Origin of the sequence: Pseudomonas sp. Larv2_ips, assembly GCF_963879675.1 — a bacterium.
GTDB lineage: Bacteria > Pseudomonadota > Gammaproteobacteria > Pseudomonadales > Pseudomonadaceae > Aquipseudomonas.
Window position 1 is genome coordinate 588,216 of the sequence record NZ_CAWOAW010000027.1, and the last position, 17,067, is coordinate 605,282.

General features: G+C 53.6%; 14 protein-coding genes. 9 read left to right on the forward strand and 5 right to left on the reverse strand.

Annotated features, from left to right (window positions below; genetic code table 11):
- The first annotated feature begins 3 nt into the window (after positions 1 to 3).
- Positions 4 to 1,161 carry a glutathionylspermidine synthase family protein gene (locus AACV02_RS19735; RefSeq protein ID WP_119741431.1) on the forward strand — a complete coding sequence of 386 codons (1,158 nt, stop codon included), beginning with the start codon at positions 4 to 6 and terminating at the stop codon, positions 1,159 to 1,161.
- A gap of 182 nt (positions 1,162 to 1,343) precedes the next feature.
- Here AACV02_RS19735 and ycaC read toward each other — a convergent pair whose 3' ends face one another.
- The gene (ycaC, locus tag AACV02_RS19740) at positions 1,344 to 1,976 is read right to left on the reverse strand and encodes an isochorismate family cysteine hydrolase YcaC (protein WP_064454308.1); all 633 of its coding nucleotides are present in this window, start codon (positions 1,974 to 1,976) and stop codon (positions 1,344 to 1,346) included.
- Between the two features lie 449 nt (positions 1,977 to 2,425).
- Here ycaC and AACV02_RS19745 point away from each other — a divergent pair, with 449 nt between their 5' ends.
- The 8 genes from AACV02_RS19745 (at position 2,426) to AACV02_RS19780 (ending at position 13,494) form a co-directional block, all read left to right on the forward strand.
- Complete coding sequence (locus AACV02_RS19745) at positions 2,426 to 2,662, forward strand: DUF6124 family protein (RefSeq protein ID WP_119741433.1); 237 nt, start codon at positions 2,426 to 2,428, stop codon at positions 2,660 to 2,662.
- A 356-nt stretch (positions 2,663 to 3,018) separates the two neighbouring features.
- Positions 3,019 to 4,752 (forward strand): type I restriction-modification system subunit M, encoded by a 1,734-nt coding sequence (locus AACV02_RS19750; protein WP_119741435.1) that lies wholly within the window; start codon positions 3,019 to 3,021, stop codon positions 4,750 to 4,752.
- A complete protein-coding gene (locus tag AACV02_RS19755; RefSeq protein ID WP_218568303.1) occupies positions 4,742 to 6,064 on the forward strand; it encodes a hypothetical protein in 1,323 nt (440 codons plus the stop codon). Before AACV02_RS19750 ends, AACV02_RS19755 begins: the two co-directional genes overlap by 11 nt.
- Positions 6,065 to 6,066: 2 nt before the next feature.
- The gene (locus tag AACV02_RS19760; RefSeq protein WP_119741437.1) at positions 6,067 to 7,005 is read left to right on the forward strand and encodes a COG2958 family protein; all 939 of its coding nucleotides are present in this window, start codon (positions 6,067 to 6,069) and stop codon (positions 7,003 to 7,005) included.
- A complete protein-coding gene (locus AACV02_RS19765) occupies positions 7,002 to 8,054 on the forward strand; it encodes a PDDEXK nuclease domain-containing protein (protein ID WP_119741439.1) in 1,053 nt (350 codons plus the stop codon). The genes AACV02_RS19760 and AACV02_RS19765 overlap by 4 nt, the downstream gene beginning before the upstream one ends.
- A complete protein-coding gene (locus AACV02_RS19770) occupies positions 8,051 to 11,173 on the forward strand; it encodes a type I restriction endonuclease subunit R (protein WP_119741442.1) in 3,123 nt (1,040 codons plus the stop codon). Before AACV02_RS19765 ends, AACV02_RS19770 begins: the two co-directional genes overlap by 4 nt.
- Positions 11,174 to 11,536: 363 nt before the next feature.
- Positions 11,537 to 12,121: a restriction endonuclease subunit S gene (locus AACV02_RS19775; RefSeq protein ID WP_157986855.1), complete on the forward strand. Its 585-nt coding sequence runs from the start codon at positions 11,537 to 11,539 to the stop codon at positions 12,119 to 12,121.
- Positions 12,118 to 13,494 (forward strand): HsdM family class I SAM-dependent methyltransferase, encoded by a 1,377-nt coding sequence (locus AACV02_RS19780; RefSeq protein ID WP_119741446.1) that lies wholly within the window; start codon positions 12,118 to 12,120, stop codon positions 13,492 to 13,494. The genes AACV02_RS19775 and AACV02_RS19780 overlap by 4 nt, the downstream gene beginning before the upstream one ends.
- Positions 13,495 to 13,727: 233 nt before the next feature.
- On the opposite strand, the gene AACV02_RS19785 is transcribed toward AACV02_RS19780, so the two are convergent.
- The 4 genes from AACV02_RS19785 to AACV02_RS19800 form a co-directional block, all read right to left on the reverse strand.
- Positions 13,728 to 14,498 carry a LexA family transcriptional regulator gene (locus AACV02_RS19785; RefSeq protein ID WP_119741448.1) on the reverse strand — a complete coding sequence of 257 codons (771 nt, stop codon included), beginning with the start codon at positions 14,496 to 14,498 and terminating at the stop codon, positions 13,728 to 13,730.
- A gap of 214 nt (positions 14,499 to 14,712) precedes the next feature.
- A complete protein-coding gene (gene ppa / locus AACV02_RS19790; protein ID WP_003176323.1) occupies positions 14,713 to 15,240 on the reverse strand; it encodes an inorganic diphosphatase in 528 nt (175 codons plus the stop codon).
- Positions 15,241 to 15,333: 93 nt separating this feature from the next.
- Positions 15,334 to 16,164, reverse strand: a complete 831-nt coding sequence (locus AACV02_RS19795) for a M90 family metallopeptidase (RefSeq protein WP_119741450.1) — start codon at positions 16,162 to 16,164, stop codon at positions 15,334 to 15,336.
- 6 nt (positions 16,165 to 16,170) lie between these two features.
- Positions 16,171 to 16,827, reverse strand: coding sequence for a DedA family protein (locus tag AACV02_RS19800; RefSeq protein WP_106579396.1), 657 nt, complete (start codon positions 16,825 to 16,827; stop codon positions 16,171 to 16,173).
- Positions 16,828 to 17,067 lie beyond the last annotated feature (240 nt).

The window sequence follows — 17,067 nt, forward strand, 5'->3', positions numbered from 1 at the left end:
GCCATGAAAAAGATCCACTGCGCAGAGCGTCATGACTGGAAACAGACCGCCGACAGCCTCGGCTTCCTGTTCCACACCATCGACGACGAACCCTACTGGGACGAAAGCGCCTACTACCAGTTCACGCTCAAGCAAATCGAGCGCGACCTCGAAGACCCGACCGCCGAGATCCATGACATGTGCATGGACCTCGTGGCCCGCGTGGTGCAGAGCGAAGAGTTGCTTGAGCGGCTGAGCATTCCCGCGCCATTCTTCGACATGATCCGAACCTCATGGCTCGAAGGCCACCCGCACCTGTACGGGCGCATGGACTTCTCCTACAACGGCACCGGGCCCGCCAAGCTGCTGGAGCTCAACTACGACACACCGACCAGCCTCTACGAGGCGGCGGCGTTTCAATGGGGCTGGCTGGAACAATGCATCGAACGCGGCCTGCTGCCCAAGCATGCCGACCAGTTCAACAGCATCGACACCAAACTGCACCAGGCCTTCGCCCAATTGCAGGTCAACCAGCCGTTCTACTTCGCCTCGATGAAAGACTCGGTCGAAGACAAAGGCACCACGGACTACCTGCGCCTGGTCGCGGAAAAAGTCGGCATCGAATCACGCCACATCGACATTGAAGACATTGGCCTCACCAGCGAAGGCCGTTTCGTCGACCTCGAAGATCGCTGGATTGCGCACCTGTTCAAACTGCACGCCTGGGAATTCATCTTCCACGAGCCCTTCGGCGCCGCGATTGCCGAGTGCGATACCCAGTTCTTCGAGCCCGCCTGGAAATCCATCCTCTCCAACAAAGGCGTCCTGCCGCTGCTGTGGGAATTCAACCAAGGCCACCCCAACCTGCTCGCGTCCCACCTGGATACCGACCCCGGCAAAGCCGTGCCAAAGGGCTGGGTGCGCAAACCGTTCTTCTCCCGCGAAGGCGCCAACATCGAACTGCAAACCGCCGACGGCCTGATCGTAAAAGAAGACGGCCCCTACACCGACGCGCCGTTCATCCTCCAGGAATTCGCGCCGCTGCCGCGCTTTGGCGACAGCTACACGCTGATCGGGTCGTGGGTGATTGGCGATCAAGCCGCCGGCATCGGCGTGCGCGAAGACAATAGCTTGATCACCAAAGACTCAAGCCGGTTCTTGCCGCACCTGATCCTCGACTGAGTAAGGGCAAACAGCGCCTCTGTGGTGAGCGGGTCTGCACCAATACTCCAAGGCAGCGAAGATCAAATGTGGGAGCGGGCTTGCCCGCGAAGATGGTGCATCAGTCACCGAATATATCGACTGATTCACCGCCATCGCGGGCAAGCCCGCTCCCACAGGTTTTTGGGGAAATCCCGTCAACCTCAGCCCTGACGCGCCGTCACCGCCGCATACCCATTCATCAAATTCCGATAGTTAGGAATCCGCTGGGACAACAAATTCCCCAACCCTTCCATGTCATTGCGCCAGTCGCCCTGCAACTCACACGCCACCGAAAACCAATTCATCAACTGCGCACCCGCCTGCGTCATCCGGCTCCACGCCGCCTGCTGCACCGTGGTATTGAACGTGCCCGACGCATCCGTCACCACAAACACCTCAAAACCCTCCGCCAGCGCCGACAACGTCGGGAACGCCACACACACATCCGTCACCACACCCGCAATGATGATCTGCTTGCGCCCAGTCGCCTTGACCGCCTTAACGAAATCCTCGTTATCCCACGCATTAATCTGACCCGGGCGAGCGATATAGGGCGCCTCCGGGAACATCTCCTTCAGTTCCGGCACCAACGGGCCGTTAGGACCTTGCTCGAAACTGGTGGTGAGGATCGTCGGCAGGTTGAAGAACTTCGCCAGGTCGGCCAGGGCCAGCACGTTGTTCTTGAACTCGTTGGGGGAGAAGTCCTGGACCAGCGAGATCAGGCCGGTTTGGTGGTCGACCAGCAGAACTACGGCGTCGTCTTTGTTCAAGCGGCTGAGGGTTGGAGTGCTCATGGTTGAAATCCTTTTTTTAGTTGGGTTGGTTTGGCGTTGCGTTCAACATGGGCACAGATTAATGGGTGGGGCGTGGGGGATAAATCAGGTGGGAGGGGTAATACTGTCAACTCAAAGATGACAATGGTTGAAGGGCCAGCAGTACCGGTCCCTTTCATTTGCAGGACGTTTCCTAGAGAATCCCAGCGGCTTGCGCCAGCAAAATCCCGCGACTAGGCTGCGGACCGTCACTGCATTTTCAGTGATCGGGTTTAGTCGCCCGGATTCGATTGGCGCATAGCAATTCATGAGTCAGGCACCCCTTCGCCTGCATCTTATGGTGGCTGTGCGCAGGGCACCTCCGGGTGCGCCGGGTTTCCAATCGACCGGTCGACTAACCTGCGTACAGCTGCCGCCTTTCGTTTAGTCGCGGGTAGCGGCAGCTCCAAATTATCGATTGGAGTTTTGCTATGGATGATGTTGTTTCGGATTTCCCTTCATCGGCTGCGACTGAGCCATTCACTGTTAATGAAGAGCTGAGCTTTGAGGATGCCTGGGTACGAGTGGCTGAGCTGCTGCAGTGTGCGGTGGCTACGTCGCAGGCGCTTGGTGAACCGCTTGGGGCGCCGCATCGGGCGGTGATGCATTTGGTGGAGATGGCGAAGATGGTGGCGGATCGGGCTGTGGCGTGTTTACAGCCTAGTTGATGTGACCTCTGCATTTGGTCGGCAAGGTGCTGACCAAATGCCATACGAGCTTGCTTGTTAGCTTACTGTCCTCATGTCGCAATTTATCGTTTTTGCGACACGTATTACCTTCATGTCGCTATTGGCGACATTTCAACTCATCCGTTTCCATTTTGTGCAGTAGCCTGCTGCCCAATTGGGGTCATGGCATCCGTGCTCGGTGAGCTGCGCCAGGCACTGCGCTCTCTCGGTTGTCACAACTCAGACTAAACAGGTGGCGACCCGTTATCATACGGGCGATCTTCGCCCGAACCTCTGTGGTCGGGTTTTCAATTTTTATCACGCGATTCATCTGCGTCGAATGTAGGAAGTAGTCCATGACGGATCAAAAGGGTGCCGAACAGACCGCCAGCAGTCTTGCTGAAGAAGCGCTCAATCAGGCACGTGCTCGTTTTTTGTCGAGCGAAAGTCCTGTCACCCCAGAGCTTGAGTCGGTAAAGAAGAAGCCTGGGCGCAAGCCCACAGGTCTGCAAACCAGTAATACCCTGCAGGATCTGCAAAAAACGCTGTGGGCTACTGCGGATAAGATGCGCGCCAACATGGATGCTGCTGAGTACAAGCACATCGTCCTTGGCCTGATCTTCCTCAAATACATCTCTGACAGCTTTGCTGGACGCCGCGCGGAGCTGGTGCGACGCTTTGCGGATGCCAGTGACGATTATTATCTGGACAGCGACGATGCTGAACTACTGGCTCAAGAGCTGGAGGAGCGCGACTACTACAAAGAAGTGAATGTGTTCTGGGTGCCCGAAGTGGCGCGCTGGGAATCGATACGTGCTGCTGCGAAGCGGGTAGATATCGGCAAGCACATTGATGATGCCTTAAGTGCTATCGAGGTGGAAAACCCCAAGCTAAAAAACATGCTGGACAAGCGCTTTGCCCGCGTTGAGTTGCCGGACGGAAAATTGGGTGAACTGGTCGACCTAATCTCAACTATTGGTTTCGGCTCGGAGATTGGCAAGGCGCGTGATTTACTGGGGCAGGTGTATGAATATTTTCTTGGGCAGTTTGCTCGTGCTGAGGGCAAGAACGCTGGTCAATTCTATACCCCGGCCAGCATCGTCAAGACCCTGGTGGCTGCGCTAAACCCGCATCATGGCAAGGTCTATGACCCGTGTTGCGGGTCTGGCGGTATGTTTGTGCAGTCGGAGAAATTCATCAAGGCCCATGGCGGTAAGCTTGGGGATGTTTCTATCTATGGTCAGGAGTCCAACCCAACGACTTGGCGTTTGGCAGCGATGAATATTGCGATCCACGGTTTCGAGGGCAATCTTGGCAAGGAGCCAGCTGATAGCTTTGTGCGTGATCAGCATCCAGAACTGCGCGCTGACTTTGTAATGGCCAATCCCCCATTCAATATTAGTGATTGGTGGCACGGTAGCCTGGAAGGCGATCCCCGTTGGGTTTATGGCACGCCACCTCAAGGTAACGCTAATTATGCGTGGCTGCAGCACATGCTTTATCACCTCAAGTTAAGTGGTCGGGCAGGAATTGTTTTGGCAAATGGTTCGATGAGTTCCAGTCAGAACACAGAAGGCGATATCCGTCGGGCAATGGTTGTGGCTGATGTAGTGGAAGTGATGGTTGCGTTGCCGGGGCAACTATTTCTAAATACACAGATTCCTGCGTGTTTATGGTTCCTCGCCAAGCAGAAGCCCAAGCGTTCGGGTGAGGTGCTGTTTATTGATGCACGAAAGCTTGGGACGAGTATTAGCCGAGTACAAATTGAGCTGCTCGACAGTGAGATCGAACACATCGCTCAAATTGTCGCTAACTGGCGTGGTGAACCATTGAATGTGGGGGGAGAGATAGCTGAGTACGTTGACGTACCTGGTTTCTGTCGGAGTGTCAGCCTCGCCGAAATCGCCGAACACGGTTACGTTCTGACCCCAGGCCGTTATGTTGGGGCTGAAGCGGTGGAAAACGACGACGATGCCTTTGCCGATAAAATGCAGCATCTTACGGTTCTGTTAGGGGAGCAGATGGCTAAGGGGGTTGAGCTTGATCATTTGATCAGCGAGCAATTGTCGAGGCTCGGTTATGACGTCTGAGAGTTCACGAACACTCCGCGATTTTGTCAGCTTGCAGCGGGGAACGACATATAAAGGTGCCTTAGTAGGAATTTCAGGTCCAGTATTACTGGGTTTGGCCTCTATTGAGCCTAATGGCGGATTTCGTTACAGAGGTTTCAAGACGTATGGGGGGGAATGTCCTGAAAAGATCTCACTCAAACCAGGTGATATTTACGTTTCATTAAAAGACGTTACTCAATCAGCAGATTTGCTAGGAGCGGTCGCACGCGTTCCTATTGATATCCCATCAGGTCGCTTAACGCAAGATACCGTTAAGCTTATTTTCAATAGTGAGTCAATTTCAAAAGATTACGTCTACTGGCTTTTAAGAACGCCATCTTATCGAAGCTATTGTCGGGAGCGTGCGACTGGTACAACTACCCTTGGACTATCCCGTGACGATTTTCTAGATTTTCCGGTTCCATCCCTTACTACTGCTGGAACGCTTCTTGTAGAGTTGCTCGATGGCATTGAAAAGAGAGTAGCGCTGCTGCGTGAGACCAACGCTACCCTGGAAGCTATTGCCCAAGCGCTTTTCGAGTCGTGGTTCATCAATTTTGACCCCGTGATCGCTAAGGTAGAAGGAGTTGATCCGGGGGGCATTGATTCCGCTACTGCTTCTTTGTTTCCCGATAGTTTTGAACTATCGGAGTTGGGGCTAGTGCCTAAGGGGTGGCAGATACTGGCGCTTGCCGATGCTTATGAAATTAATCCATCACGTAAGCTCAAGAAGGGGGAATTGGCGCCGTATCTAGATATGGCAAACGTCGGTACACGAGGCCATGTAGTCAGCAACGTCGCTCAGCGAGAGATGGGGTCGGGCACCAAGTTCATCAACGGTGACACTCTGCTTGCCCGTATCACACCGTGCCTCGAAAATGGAAAGTGTGCTTTTGTCGATTTTCTTTCGGGTGATCAAGTAGGTTGGGGTTCGACTGAGTTTGTAGTACTTCGTCCCAAAGCACCACTACCTGCTTATCATGGCTACTTACTGGCGCGCCACTCTGCGTTTCGCGAGCACGCAATGCAAAGTATGTCTGGTACTAGTGGTCGGCAGCGTGTCCAGAATGATGTCCTAGGGCGGTACCCCGTAGTTGTTCCGTCGGAAGAGGTGGCGGAGGTGTTTGAATATATTACTGACAGTATTCAGCAGAAAATTGCGGTGAACCAAGAGCAATCCAAATCTCTCATTCAGCTCCGAGACACCCTGCTCCCACGACTTTTTTTGGGCGAAATGCGTTTGCCGGCAATGGATAGCTCTATCGAAAATATATCATCGGAAACTGTCTAACTATGGCTCTGAACCTTCGCCAGCGGGTGATCGACCGCCTACAAAGCCTGTCAGACACCCAGCAAACTGCCCGTGAACTTGCTCAATGGATCTTCGAGCAGTTCCCCGCCGAATGTGCGGTCAAAAAAGCAGGTAGTGCCGGCTACATCCAGACTGACAGTGATTTGGTACAGCAACTGGTAGCAGAGATTTCTGGTTCACGCCCTCGCTGGCAGCAGATGCATCCTCAGTTGAAAACGACCGAAGGCCGGCCTCGTCATTATTACTGGTCGGAAATGGACGCCAACTCTGAGGTGGCGGCGGCTGAAGGGGTAGCCCTCGCCACGTCAGACCTACCTGAGCCATCGCCGTTGCGTGAACACGCACTTTACCCATTGCTGGCCGAATACCTGCTGACGGACGATCAGCGGGTATACGCCATGCGGATCAACGAAAAACGTTCGTCTAACCGTGCTGGCAGCGGTGGCAACGAATGGCTGCATCCCGATTTGGTAGGTTTGGAAAATCTGACAGCTGACTGGACGCTAGGCCTGCGTGACTGCGTTCGTGTACTAGGCGAACGTCGTGCCCGGCTATGGTCCTTCGAAGTCAAACTGCTGCTCAATCGTTCGAACGCCCGTAAGAGCTTTTTCCAGGCAGTATCCAACTCCTCCTGGGCGCATTTCGGCTACTTGGTAGCGGGCACCGTTGAGGGTGACGGCACGCTCAAAGAATTACGTATGCTCGCTTCAGCCCATGGCATTGGTGTGATACAGCTAGACGTACAGAATCCCGCGGAAAGCCAAATTTTGATTCCTGCTCGCGAACGCAGTGAAGTCGACTGGGATATGTGCAATCGACTGACTGAAGAGAATACTGACTTCGCCGAGTTCATCGGACGTATACGTCGTTTTCACCAGACTGGTGAGGTGTCGGCCAAGGAGTGGGAGATCAGTGAGTGACTAAAGAAACTATTTCCGCACTGCCCGAAGGCTACGCCGACTGGTTGACTCAGCTTAAAGTCGATATTGCTCAATCCCGGCAACGTGCTGCACTGGCCGTCAACGCAGAGTTGGTGCAGTTGTATCACCGGATCGGTGCGGAAATCAGGCAACGTCAGCAGGTTAACGCTTGGGGCGCGAAAGTCATTGAGCGATTGGCGCGCGACCTTTCCGATGCCTTTCCCGATATCCGTGGTTTTTCCAGCCGTAACCTCAAGTACATGGCGTTTTTTGCTCAGCATTGCCCTAATGCTCTATTTGGGCAGCAGCCTGCTGCCCAATTGCCCTGGTTCCATGTGGTGACCCTGCTGACCAAGCTGGCCAGCCCTGCCGAGCGTGAGTGGTACGCGCAGCAAACTGTCTTGCTCGGTTGGTCACGCAGCACGCTGGAGCAGAATATCAAGAACCGCTTGCAGCAACGCCAGGGCGCGGCAGTCACTAACTTTGTTGCACGTTTACCGGCTGCTGAGTCGGCGTTGGCTCACGAAACCCTGAAAGATCCCTACTTGTTCGACTTTCTCGGCTTGGGCGACGATGCTCACGAGCGCGATATTGAAGATGGGCTGATCCGTCATATCACTCGTTTCTTGCTGGAGCTAGGCGCAGGCTTTGCTTTCGTCGGCCGCCAGTTTCGACTGGATGTGGGCGGTGATGAGTTCTTCATTGATTTGCTGTTCTACCACACCCGCCTCAAGTGTTATGTGGTGGTAGAGCTCAAAGCAACGGCTTTCAAACCCGAACACGCTGGCCAGTTGAATTTCTATCTGGCGGCCGTGGATGCGCAGATTAAAGCTGAGGATGACAAACCCACCATCGGCCTGCTGCTATGCAAACAGCAAAACCGCTTGGTGGCCGAATACGCTTTGTCGGGAATCGACAAACCCATAGGAGTTGCTGAATACCAATTGCTGCGCGACTTGCCCGAAACCCTGGGCCGAAATCTGCCGAGCATTGCCGAGATTGAGGCCGAATTGGCCGGTGATCTGAACACAGGAAGTGAGTTGGAATGACCGAAGACCAATTGGAGCAGGATACCCTCGGCTGGCTGGCAGAGGTGGGTTATACCCATTTGTATGGGCCGAATATCGCTCATGATGGTGAGCAAACCGAGCGCGAAAGCTATCGCCAGGTGGTTCTGGCTGAGCGCCTGCGCAGTGTCATGGTGAGGCTCAATCCAGAGGTCCCAGTTGCTGCGCGTGAGGATGCGTTGAAGCAGGTACTAGAGTTGGGGCTGCCGGTGCAGTTGTCGGCTAACCGCTTGTTCCATCGCCTGCTGGTCGGCGGCGTACCCGTGCAGTATCAAAAAGACGGAGAGACAAGAGGCGACTTCGTTCGCCTGATCGATTGGACGGATGTGAAGGCCAATGACTGGGTGGCGGTCAATCAGTTCAGTATCCAGGGGCCGAAACATACTCGGCGTCCGGACATCATCTTGTTTGTTAACGGGCTACCGTTGGTATTGCTCGAACTGAAAAATCCTGCAGATGTGAAGGCTGATCTGGGTAAAGCCTTTGATCAAATCCAGACCTATAAAGAGCAGATTCCGGACCTGTTCCAATACAACGAAGTCCTGGTGATTTCCGACGGTAGTGAGGCCCGTATGGGGTCGTTGTCGGCTGATCTTGAGCGCTTCATGAATTGGAGGACCATCGACGGCCAGGATCTCGACCCATTGGGGCAATTCAACGAGCTGGAGACATTGGTACGCGGTGCTCTGGTACCAGAGATGTTGCTCGACTACTTGCGTTACTTCGTGTTGTTCGAGGACGACGGCCGGTTGGTAAAGAAGATTGCTGGCTATCACCAATTCCATGCAGTTCGCGCAGCCATTCAGCAGGTAGTGACAGCCTCGCGTCCCGGCGGCAGTCATAAGGGCGGGGTGGTCTGGCATACGCAAGGTTCGGGTAAGAGCATCACCATGACGTGTTTTGCTGCTCGGGTGATGCAGGAAGCTGCGATGGAAAACCCAACCATTGTGGTGATCACTGACCGCAACGATTTGGATGGTCAGTTATTCGGGGTGTTCTCGTTGTCCCAGGATTTGCTGCGTGAGCAACCCGTCCAGGTGGAATCGCGTGGGGACTTGCGTGCCAAACTGGCCAACCGTCCTAGTGGCGGTATCGTGTTCGCGACCATCCAGAAGTTTATGCCTGGAGTCGATGAAGACAGCTTCCCGGTATTGTCCTTGCGGCCAAACATTGTTGTTATCGCCGATGAGGCTCATCGCACTCAATATGGTTTTAACGCTGAGCTGAAAGTACCCACGGGGCTTCAGGTTGCTGAGAGCAAAGCGCGTTATCAGGTTGGTTTTGCTCATCACTTGCGCAATGCGCTGCCGAACGCCACTTTTGTCGCTTTCACTGGTACTCCAGTATCCGGTGAGGACCGCGACACGCGCTCGGTTTTTGGTGAGTACATTCACGTCTATGACATGCAGCAGGCCACTGAAGATGGGGCGACCGTCGCCATCTATTATGAGTCGCGCTTGGCCAAACTGTCGCTGAAAGAGAGCGAGCTACCTACGATCGACGATCAGGTCGACGAGTTGGCAGAAGACGAAGAAGACGACCAGCAGTCGCGACTGAAAAGCCGTTGGGCCGCGTTGGAAAAGGTCGTCGGGGCAGAACCACGGATTCGGAGCATTGCGTCGGATCTGATCACGCACTTTGAGGCGCGTAATCTGGGTCTGGTCAGTATGGAGCAGATGCCCGGCAAGGCCATGGTGGTCGCCATGAGTCGCGAGATCTGTGTGCACCTATACAACGAGATCATCGCCCGGCGTCCAGAGTGGCACGACGAGGATCCTGAGAAAGGTGCAATCAAAATCGTAATGACGGGCAGCGCATCGGATAAGGCTTTGCTGCGACCGCATATCTATTCTGGCCAGGTCAAAAAGCGCTTGGAGAAACGTTTCAAAGACCCACTGGATCCCCTCAAACTCGTGATTGTCCGCGATATGTGGCTGACCGGGTTTGACGCACCGTGCGTCCATACCTTGTACGTGGACAAACCCATGAAGGGCCACAACCTGATGCAGGCCATTGCCCGGGTTAACCGTGTCTTCAAGGACAAGCAGGGTGGCCTGGTGGTGGACTACATTGGCATTGCCAACGAACTGAAAGCCGCGCTGAAGGAGTACACCGGCAGCAAAGGTAAAGGCCGGCCGACGGTGGATGCGTACGAAGCCTATTCGGTATTAGAGGAGAAACTCGACGTTCTGCGCAGCCTACTACATGGCTTCGATTACGGTGACTTTCTCACGGGTGGACACAAACTACTGGCCGGCGCAGCTAACCATATTCTGGGAATGGAGGATGGCAAAAAGCGGTTTGCCGATAACGCGTTGGCCATGGGTAAGGCATTTACATTGTGCTGCACACTGGATGAGGCCAAAGCTGTTCGCGAAGAGGTGGCGTTCTTTCAGGCTATTAAAGTCATTCTGATCAAACGCGAAGTCAGTCAGCAGAAAAAAACCGACGAAGAGCGCGAGTTAGCCATTCGACAGATCATCGGCAATGCCGTGGTCTCTGGCGATGTTGTTGATATTTTCGAGGCGGTGGGCCTTGAAAAACCTAATATCGGCTTGCTCGATGACGCGTTTCTTGCAGAGGTGCGCAACCTTCCAGAAAGAAACCTGGCAGTGGAGCTTCTGGAGCGATTGCTCGAAGGCGAAATCAAAAGCCGTTACAGCTCTAACCTGACTCAAGAGAAGAAATTCTCTGAGTTGTTGGGCAACGTCATCAAACGCTACCAGAACCGCTCCATCGAAACGGCGCAGGTCATTGAAGAGCTGATTGAAATGGCCAAAAAGTTCGCCCAGGCCAGCAAGCGTGGTGACGTGCTTGGGCTGAACGATGATGAGTTAGCGTTTTACGATGCTTTGGCGACAAACGAAGCTTCTGTGCGGGAGTTGGGCGATGAAATCCTGGCGAAAATCGCCCATGAGCTGACTGCCAGTCTGCGGGCCAATGTGAGTGTCGACTGGAGTAGCCGTGAAAGTGTTAGGGCTAAGCTACGAATCCTGGTGCGGCGGATTTTGCGTAAATACAAGTATCCGCCGGATAAGGCTGAGGATGCAGCGCAGATGATTCTCGACCAAGCGTCGAAACTTTGTGAGGGATGGCTCTAACTGAAGCGGAGTTCACCACAAGGAATGGTGTGTCCACGCCCGTTCGCGTGTAAAAACCATAGCTAGGTGTAGAGCGTGCGAATGTGTTTAGGGAAAATAATTTGCAGTACGACATATACTGTTGACATGGGCGTGGAGTATGCCTACAGTGGTATCACTAGGGCAGTACGTTTCGTACTGCTTGTGACGTTCGGAGGCTACTATGAAAAAAATGAAGCTTTATGCAGTGATTTTACCTTGGTTGTGTTTTCAGAATTTTAGCTTCTATTATGAGCACACGATGCCAAGTAGCGGTGCGGACTCCTCAACGTACATTAGGGTAAACTCTAATTTTGAACAGCCTCTGAAAGTAGGTAGGCGCCATTGAAAATTGAAAAGCTATCCGACGTGATGGCAGTCCGTGCAGGTCATACCTTTAGAGGCAAGGCTGAAGATGAAAATCGGAGCGATGGATATAGAGTCGTTCAAATTAAAGATATCCGCGAAGAAGGCGTTGACTTTGCTGCTCTTCCGTTTGCAGCGGTAGAGTCGGGTAAAGCAAAAAACATACTAAAATCTGGTGATATTCTGATCCCCCTCCGAGGGAATAGGATAGAAGCGAGCCTTCTTACATTGCCTGATGTGCCATCTATTATAACCACGAATCAAGTAGCGATTTTAAGCGCCCCAAGAACAGACGTTAATCCGGCTTACATATGCTGGTATCTTAATTCTGTCGAAGGCCGATCACAAATATCGCGCCTCAAGGCTGGTAGTGTCGTGGCTAACATAGGTCTAAAGGAGCTGTCAAGTCTTCCTGTACCTATGCCAGTTCCAAATATCCAAATAAAAATAGCGGAGGCTTATAAGAACTGGGTATCCCAAAAACAGATTCTCAATTTGTTAATTGAAAATGGCGAGGAACTTCTTGATGTCTTTTGTGCTGAACTTTTGAGAGAAGATTTGTGAATAATAATGTTCAAATATCTATCGCTGCGATAATAGCGGAGCTTCGTTCAAGTACAAATCTGGATAGTCAAGAGTATAAGGATTTTTTTGTTAGTGTTTTTTTTGTTTTATTTATTCTAATTCATCGGCGCGAATTGCTAAAGCAAGACAGTTTGTTTGTTTCGGAGTTGGTCCAAACGCTAGGTGACGAGGTTTTTTTTTCTAAGCTTCTGAAAGCTGCAACACACGTTGATGAACTTTATGATGATGCTCTGGGCCTAAGCGAAACTATCGAGCATTTAATAACGCGCGGAAGGGAAATAAATTCTGCTGCCTTTAGGCGCGCGTGTATATCATTATATGGTGTGGTTTCAGATAGTGAGCTCTACTGTGGCGACACCTTTGAAGCGATAATTCAATTTTTTTCAGAGATGCAAGGAAGGAGGGCCAGCGAGGCTTATACTCCACGTGATCTTGTAGAAATGATGGTGGAAATCGTTGAGCCTAGAGGCGGAGAAATTATATACGATCCGGTTTGCGGCTCTGGTGGATTTTTAGTTTCAGCCAATATTAAAGCGTCGAATATTGATGCTGACTCAAAACTTAAAACTTATGGGAGAGAAATAAATTTATCAGCGGCGCGAATCGCAAAAATAAATTGTATTGTTCATGATATTTTCGGTAGTGATATTCGCATATCAGATTCTCTTCAAGATTTAGAAGTTTCTGCCTACGATATAATACTTGCTAACCCTCCCTTTTCACTTGCTACTGAGAGCTATGGAAGACGTGTAAGTGACTCATATTTTGATTTTGGAATCCCCCCTCAAAATAACGCCGACTTCGCCTTTCTGCAAATGATCATAAAGTCACTTAAGCCAGAGGGCCGTGCTGCCGTGCTTGTTTCCAATGGTGTGCTTTTTCGGGGTGGGATTGAGGGGGTAATCAGAGAAAAAATTATACAGTCCGGAATAGTTGAGGCGGTAATTGCTTTGCCTGGCGGGGCGCTAAAAAATACGATGATTCCGACAGCGATCTTGGTTTTGCGAAAGTCGCGATTACCTAAAAGTCCAATTTTATTAATCGACTCGGCCGAAGCAGAGCGACATGTTAATACTGGTCTAGCCTCTTCTCTAGGTCTTCCGTTTAGCTCGACTCTTGAAAAGTACAAAAAACTCATAGAAGTAGACGGCGTTTCCAGATTCGTAACGGCTGATGAGCTGGAGAGCAATAGTTATAGCTTGAATGTCTCAAGGTACATCATAGCTCGGCAGGCACATAAAAAATCGCTTTCAGATTTGACGAAAACTCAGAGAGAGCTTGAGGTCCGCTTGGCAACGCTGCAAAGAGACTTCAGCCATTTATTGAGTGAGCACAAAATTGGCACTCAGTAACTGTTGGACATCACCGGAACGGCGGAAATTAAAAAGCCGGCTTGTGGCCGGCTTCTCGGGGACTGCCTCAGCTTGTTTTTGACAAACCTCACCAGCCTTCAAATCGCTCAGCCCACATCACGTCGGGCTGAATAGTAGGGGCATCCGCGGGAACTCCTCCGCATCGCCAGGCAGGATGGATAGCGCAAAGCCACCCCCTGCCAAATGTGCGGCGGATGATACCCACATTCACTTCAAATGCCTACCTCCGGGTCCGATTTAGAGCCTTCCCAACCCAGCAGGTGTTCGTCCAGCGGCACCGGTCGGCGGTTGTTGAGGGTGGACCACCAGAACACCCAGCCCACGATCTGAAAGTTCTGTTCAAAGCGCTGCTCGTGGGTGAGGTATTCGTCCGGGTGTTCGCTGGCGTTGTGGCTACGCATGCGTAGGCCGCCGCCGGGGCGGTTGTAGAGGTATTTGATGCGCAGCATGCCGTCGTGTTCGACGGCGTAGATTTCGCCGTCGGTGATTTGGCTGCGGCCACGGTCGATGGCGAGGGTGGCGCCTTGCTGGATGATGTCGATCATGCTGTTGTCGACCATGTAGGCGCCTATGGCGCGGTCGGGGTTTACGTTGAGGGTTTCCAGAGTGTGCAGGGAGACGCGGATGCGCTCGGTGGAGGTGAAGGTGGGGTGGAGGGCAATCTCCACGTCGATTTTTTCCGGGAGGCGGGTGGGGCCGGTGAGGTACTTGCCGCTGTCTTCGCGGGTAGGCAGTCCTTTGGTGGTACCGGGGCCTTCCAGCAGGAAGTTTGCCGGTGGGTGTTTGAGGCCTTCGCCGGTGCGCAGCCAACGGCTGGAGACGCAAAGCAGTTCTGCGATCTCGTTGAGTCGGCCCATGGGCACGCCGCGTTTGAACCAGTTGTTCACGTGTTGAGGCGTGACGCCGCGGTTCTTGGCGAAGTCGGAGGCGGAAAGATGAACTTCCCGTAATAACGCTTTTAGTCGATCACCTGATGTATTCATAAACGCAGAGTTTACTGGCCGAAAAAAGACATCAAATAAACTATGCGTTGAATTGCGCGTGTAGGGATTTACTTAGTTGTAGGTCGATATGTCAGTGTCTTAATGCTGTTAAACATGGCGCATTAAACATTGCACTTGGAGTTTAATTTTTCCCACAAAAAAAGCCCCGAATAGTCGGGGCTTTTTTGATTGCCGAGGCAATGAGGAGCGGGTATCAGCCTTTGTAGGCAGCCACCGACTTCATGATCTCGGCGCGGGCGGCGTCTGCGTTGCCCCAACCGTCGATCTTCACCCATTTGCCTTTTTCGAGGTCTTTGTAGTTCTCGAAGAAGTGCTTGATCTGTTCCAGCAGCAGTGGCGGCAGGTCGGTGTATTCCTTCACGTCCACGTACAGCTGGGACAGCTTGTCGTGGGGTACCGCGATAACTTTGGCATCGCCGCCGCCGTCGTCGGTCATGTTCAGGATGCCGACTGGGCGCGCGCGGATAACCGAGCCTGGGGTAACCGGGTAAGGGGTTACGACCAGCACGTCGAGGGGGTCACCGTCGTCAGCCAGGGTGTTGGGGATGAAACCGTAGTTGGCCGGGTAAAACATTGGGGTGGCCATGAAACGGTCAACGAACAGGCAGTCGCTGTCTTTGTCGATTTCGTATTTGATCGGCGCGTGGTTGGCCGGAATTTCGATGGCGACGTAGATGTCGTTCGGCAGGTCTTTGCCAGCCGGAATCTTGCTGTAGCTCATTGGGCGTTGCCCCCGTAGTTGGCCATGGAACATGGCCGGATTGGCCTAAAAGTGGCGGCGATTATAGGCATATTCTGACGCTGATGCCATGCGTCAGACGTCGTACGGCGCGTGGCGTTCCGTCTGATAGCGCGCATCGCTGGCCTGCAGTTGATGCAGGCGGGCCAGGGGATCCTGGCGATAAAAGCGGCTCAGTTGCGCGTACACCTGTGGATAAGTGCTGACCAGTAAATCCGGGGCGCTGAAAAAATATTCGCTGGTGACGGCAAAGAACTCCGCCGGGTTTTCGGCGGCGTAGGGGTCGATCTCGGTGTCTGCGTCCGGGTGGGCGTCCAACTGGCGATTGAGGTCATCAAAGGCGCTTTGCATCACGCTGGCCCATTCCTGCACACGCATGTCGTGGTGCAGCGGCGGCAGGCCGTTGGCGTCGCCGTTGAGCATGTCGAGTTTGTGCGCCAGCTCGTGGATCACCAGGTTGTAGCCTTCCCACTGGCCGCTGGCCAGGACGCCGGGCCAGGCGAGAATCACCGGGCCTTGCTGCCAGGCTTCGCCGCTGTGTTCGCCGTCCCACTCATGCTCCACGCCGCTGGCGTCGCGATGGCGTTGCGGGCTGACGAAGTCGTCGGGGTACAGCACGATTTCGTGGAAGCCCTGGTACCAATCGAGGTCGCCCAGGTTCATCAACGGCAATTGCGCCTGGGCGGCAAGCAGCAGGCGCTGTTCCTGATGCAGCTCGACGCCGGGCAGGGCGGTGAGGTGTTTTTCGGCGAGGAAGACTACGCAGGCTTCGCGCAGCCACTGGTCTTGCTCGGCGCTGATGCCGTCGAGAAAGCTCAGGTGGTGGCGCACCCGTTGCCAGGTGTCGTCGGCAATCGGGTGCTTGGCCAGCAGGCGCCGGCGACGCCAGGCGCTGAGGGACCACATCGCCGGTTACTGCGGTTTGGCTTCGGAGGAAGAGCGGCCAAAGCGACTGCGGAACACACCGATGATCATCGGGATCAGCGACAGCAGGATGATAAAGACCACCAGCAGCGACAGGTTCTTCTTGATGAACGGCACATTGCCGAAGAAGTAACCCAGGGTCACCAGGCCGCCGACCCACAGCACGGTGCCGAACACGCTGAACCCGAAGAAGCGCGGGTAAGGCATTTTGGCGATGCCGGCGACGAAGGGCGCGAAGGTACGCAGAATCGGCAGGAAGCGCGCCAGGGTCACGGTTTTACCGCCGTGCTTGTCGTAGAACTCGTGGGTTTTTTGCAGGTAGTCGCGGCGGAAGATTTTCGAGTTCGGGTTGCTGAACAAGCGCTCTCCCACTGTTCGCCCGATCACGTAGTTGGTGCTGTCACCCAGGATGGCCGCCAGCATCAGCAAGCCGCCCAACAGGATCGGGTCCATGCCGCCGCCTGCCGCGATAGCGCCAGCGATGAACAGCAAGGAATCGCCGGGCAGGAATGGCATGACCACCAAGCCGGTTTCGCAAAAGATAACCAGGAACAGAATGGCGTAGATCCACACTCCGTAGTTTCTCACCAGCATGTCGAGGTAAACGTCGAGATGCAGGATAAGGTCGAGCGGGTTGAAATCCATGGATGGCACCTGTGTGAATGGCCCGGCTCAGCAGGCCAGTGCGGGGTCTACGGGTAAGTAAGGCTACAAGTGTATGCCGTATTTCTTACAACCCTGAAAGGTCCGCATTATACGTATTGAGAGGTGAAAAGCGTGTGGGTTTTGTAGCGGGGCATGTCGCAGGTACTTCCGATCTACATCGATCCAAATGTGGGAGCGGTCGTCTGCGGCAGCGGGCTTACCGTGGCGAGCGGGCTTGCC

Coding starts and splice junctions, on each gene's coding strand:
- AACV02_RS19735 (WP_119741431.1), top strand. CDS start 4: ATGAAAAAGATCCACTGCGCAGAGCGTCATGACTGGAAACAGACCGCC.
- ycaC (WP_064454308.1), bottom strand. CDS start 1,976: ATGAGCACTCCAACCCTCAGCCGCTTGAACAAAGACGACGCCGTAGTT.
- AACV02_RS19745 (WP_119741433.1), top strand. CDS start 2,426: ATGGATGATGTTGTTTCGGATTTCCCTTCATCGGCTGCGACTGAGCCA.
- AACV02_RS19750 (WP_119741435.1), top strand. CDS start 3,019: ATGACGGATCAAAAGGGTGCCGAACAGACCGCCAGCAGTCTTGCTGAA.
- AACV02_RS19755 (WP_218568303.1), top strand. CDS start 4,742: ATGACGTCTGAGAGTTCACGAACACTCCGCGATTTTGTCAGCTTGCAG.
- AACV02_RS19760 (WP_119741437.1), top strand. CDS start 6,067: ATGGCTCTGAACCTTCGCCAGCGGGTGATCGACCGCCTACAAAGCCTG.
- AACV02_RS19770 (WP_119741442.1), top strand. CDS start 8,051: ATGACCGAAGACCAATTGGAGCAGGATACCCTCGGCTGGCTGGCAGAG.
- AACV02_RS19785 (WP_119741448.1), bottom strand. CDS start 14,498: ATGAATACATCAGGTGATCGACTAAAAGCGTTATTACGGGAAGTTCAT.
- ppa (WP_003176323.1), bottom strand. CDS start 15,240: ATGAGCTACAGCAAGATTCCGGCTGGCAAAGACCTGCCGAACGACATC.
- AACV02_RS19795 (WP_119741450.1), bottom strand. CDS start 16,164: ATGTGGTCCCTCAGCGCCTGGCGTCGCCGGCGCCTGCTGGCCAAGCAC.
- AACV02_RS19800 (WP_106579396.1), bottom strand. CDS start 16,827: ATGGATTTCAACCCGCTCGACCTTATCCTGCATCTCGACGTTTACCTC.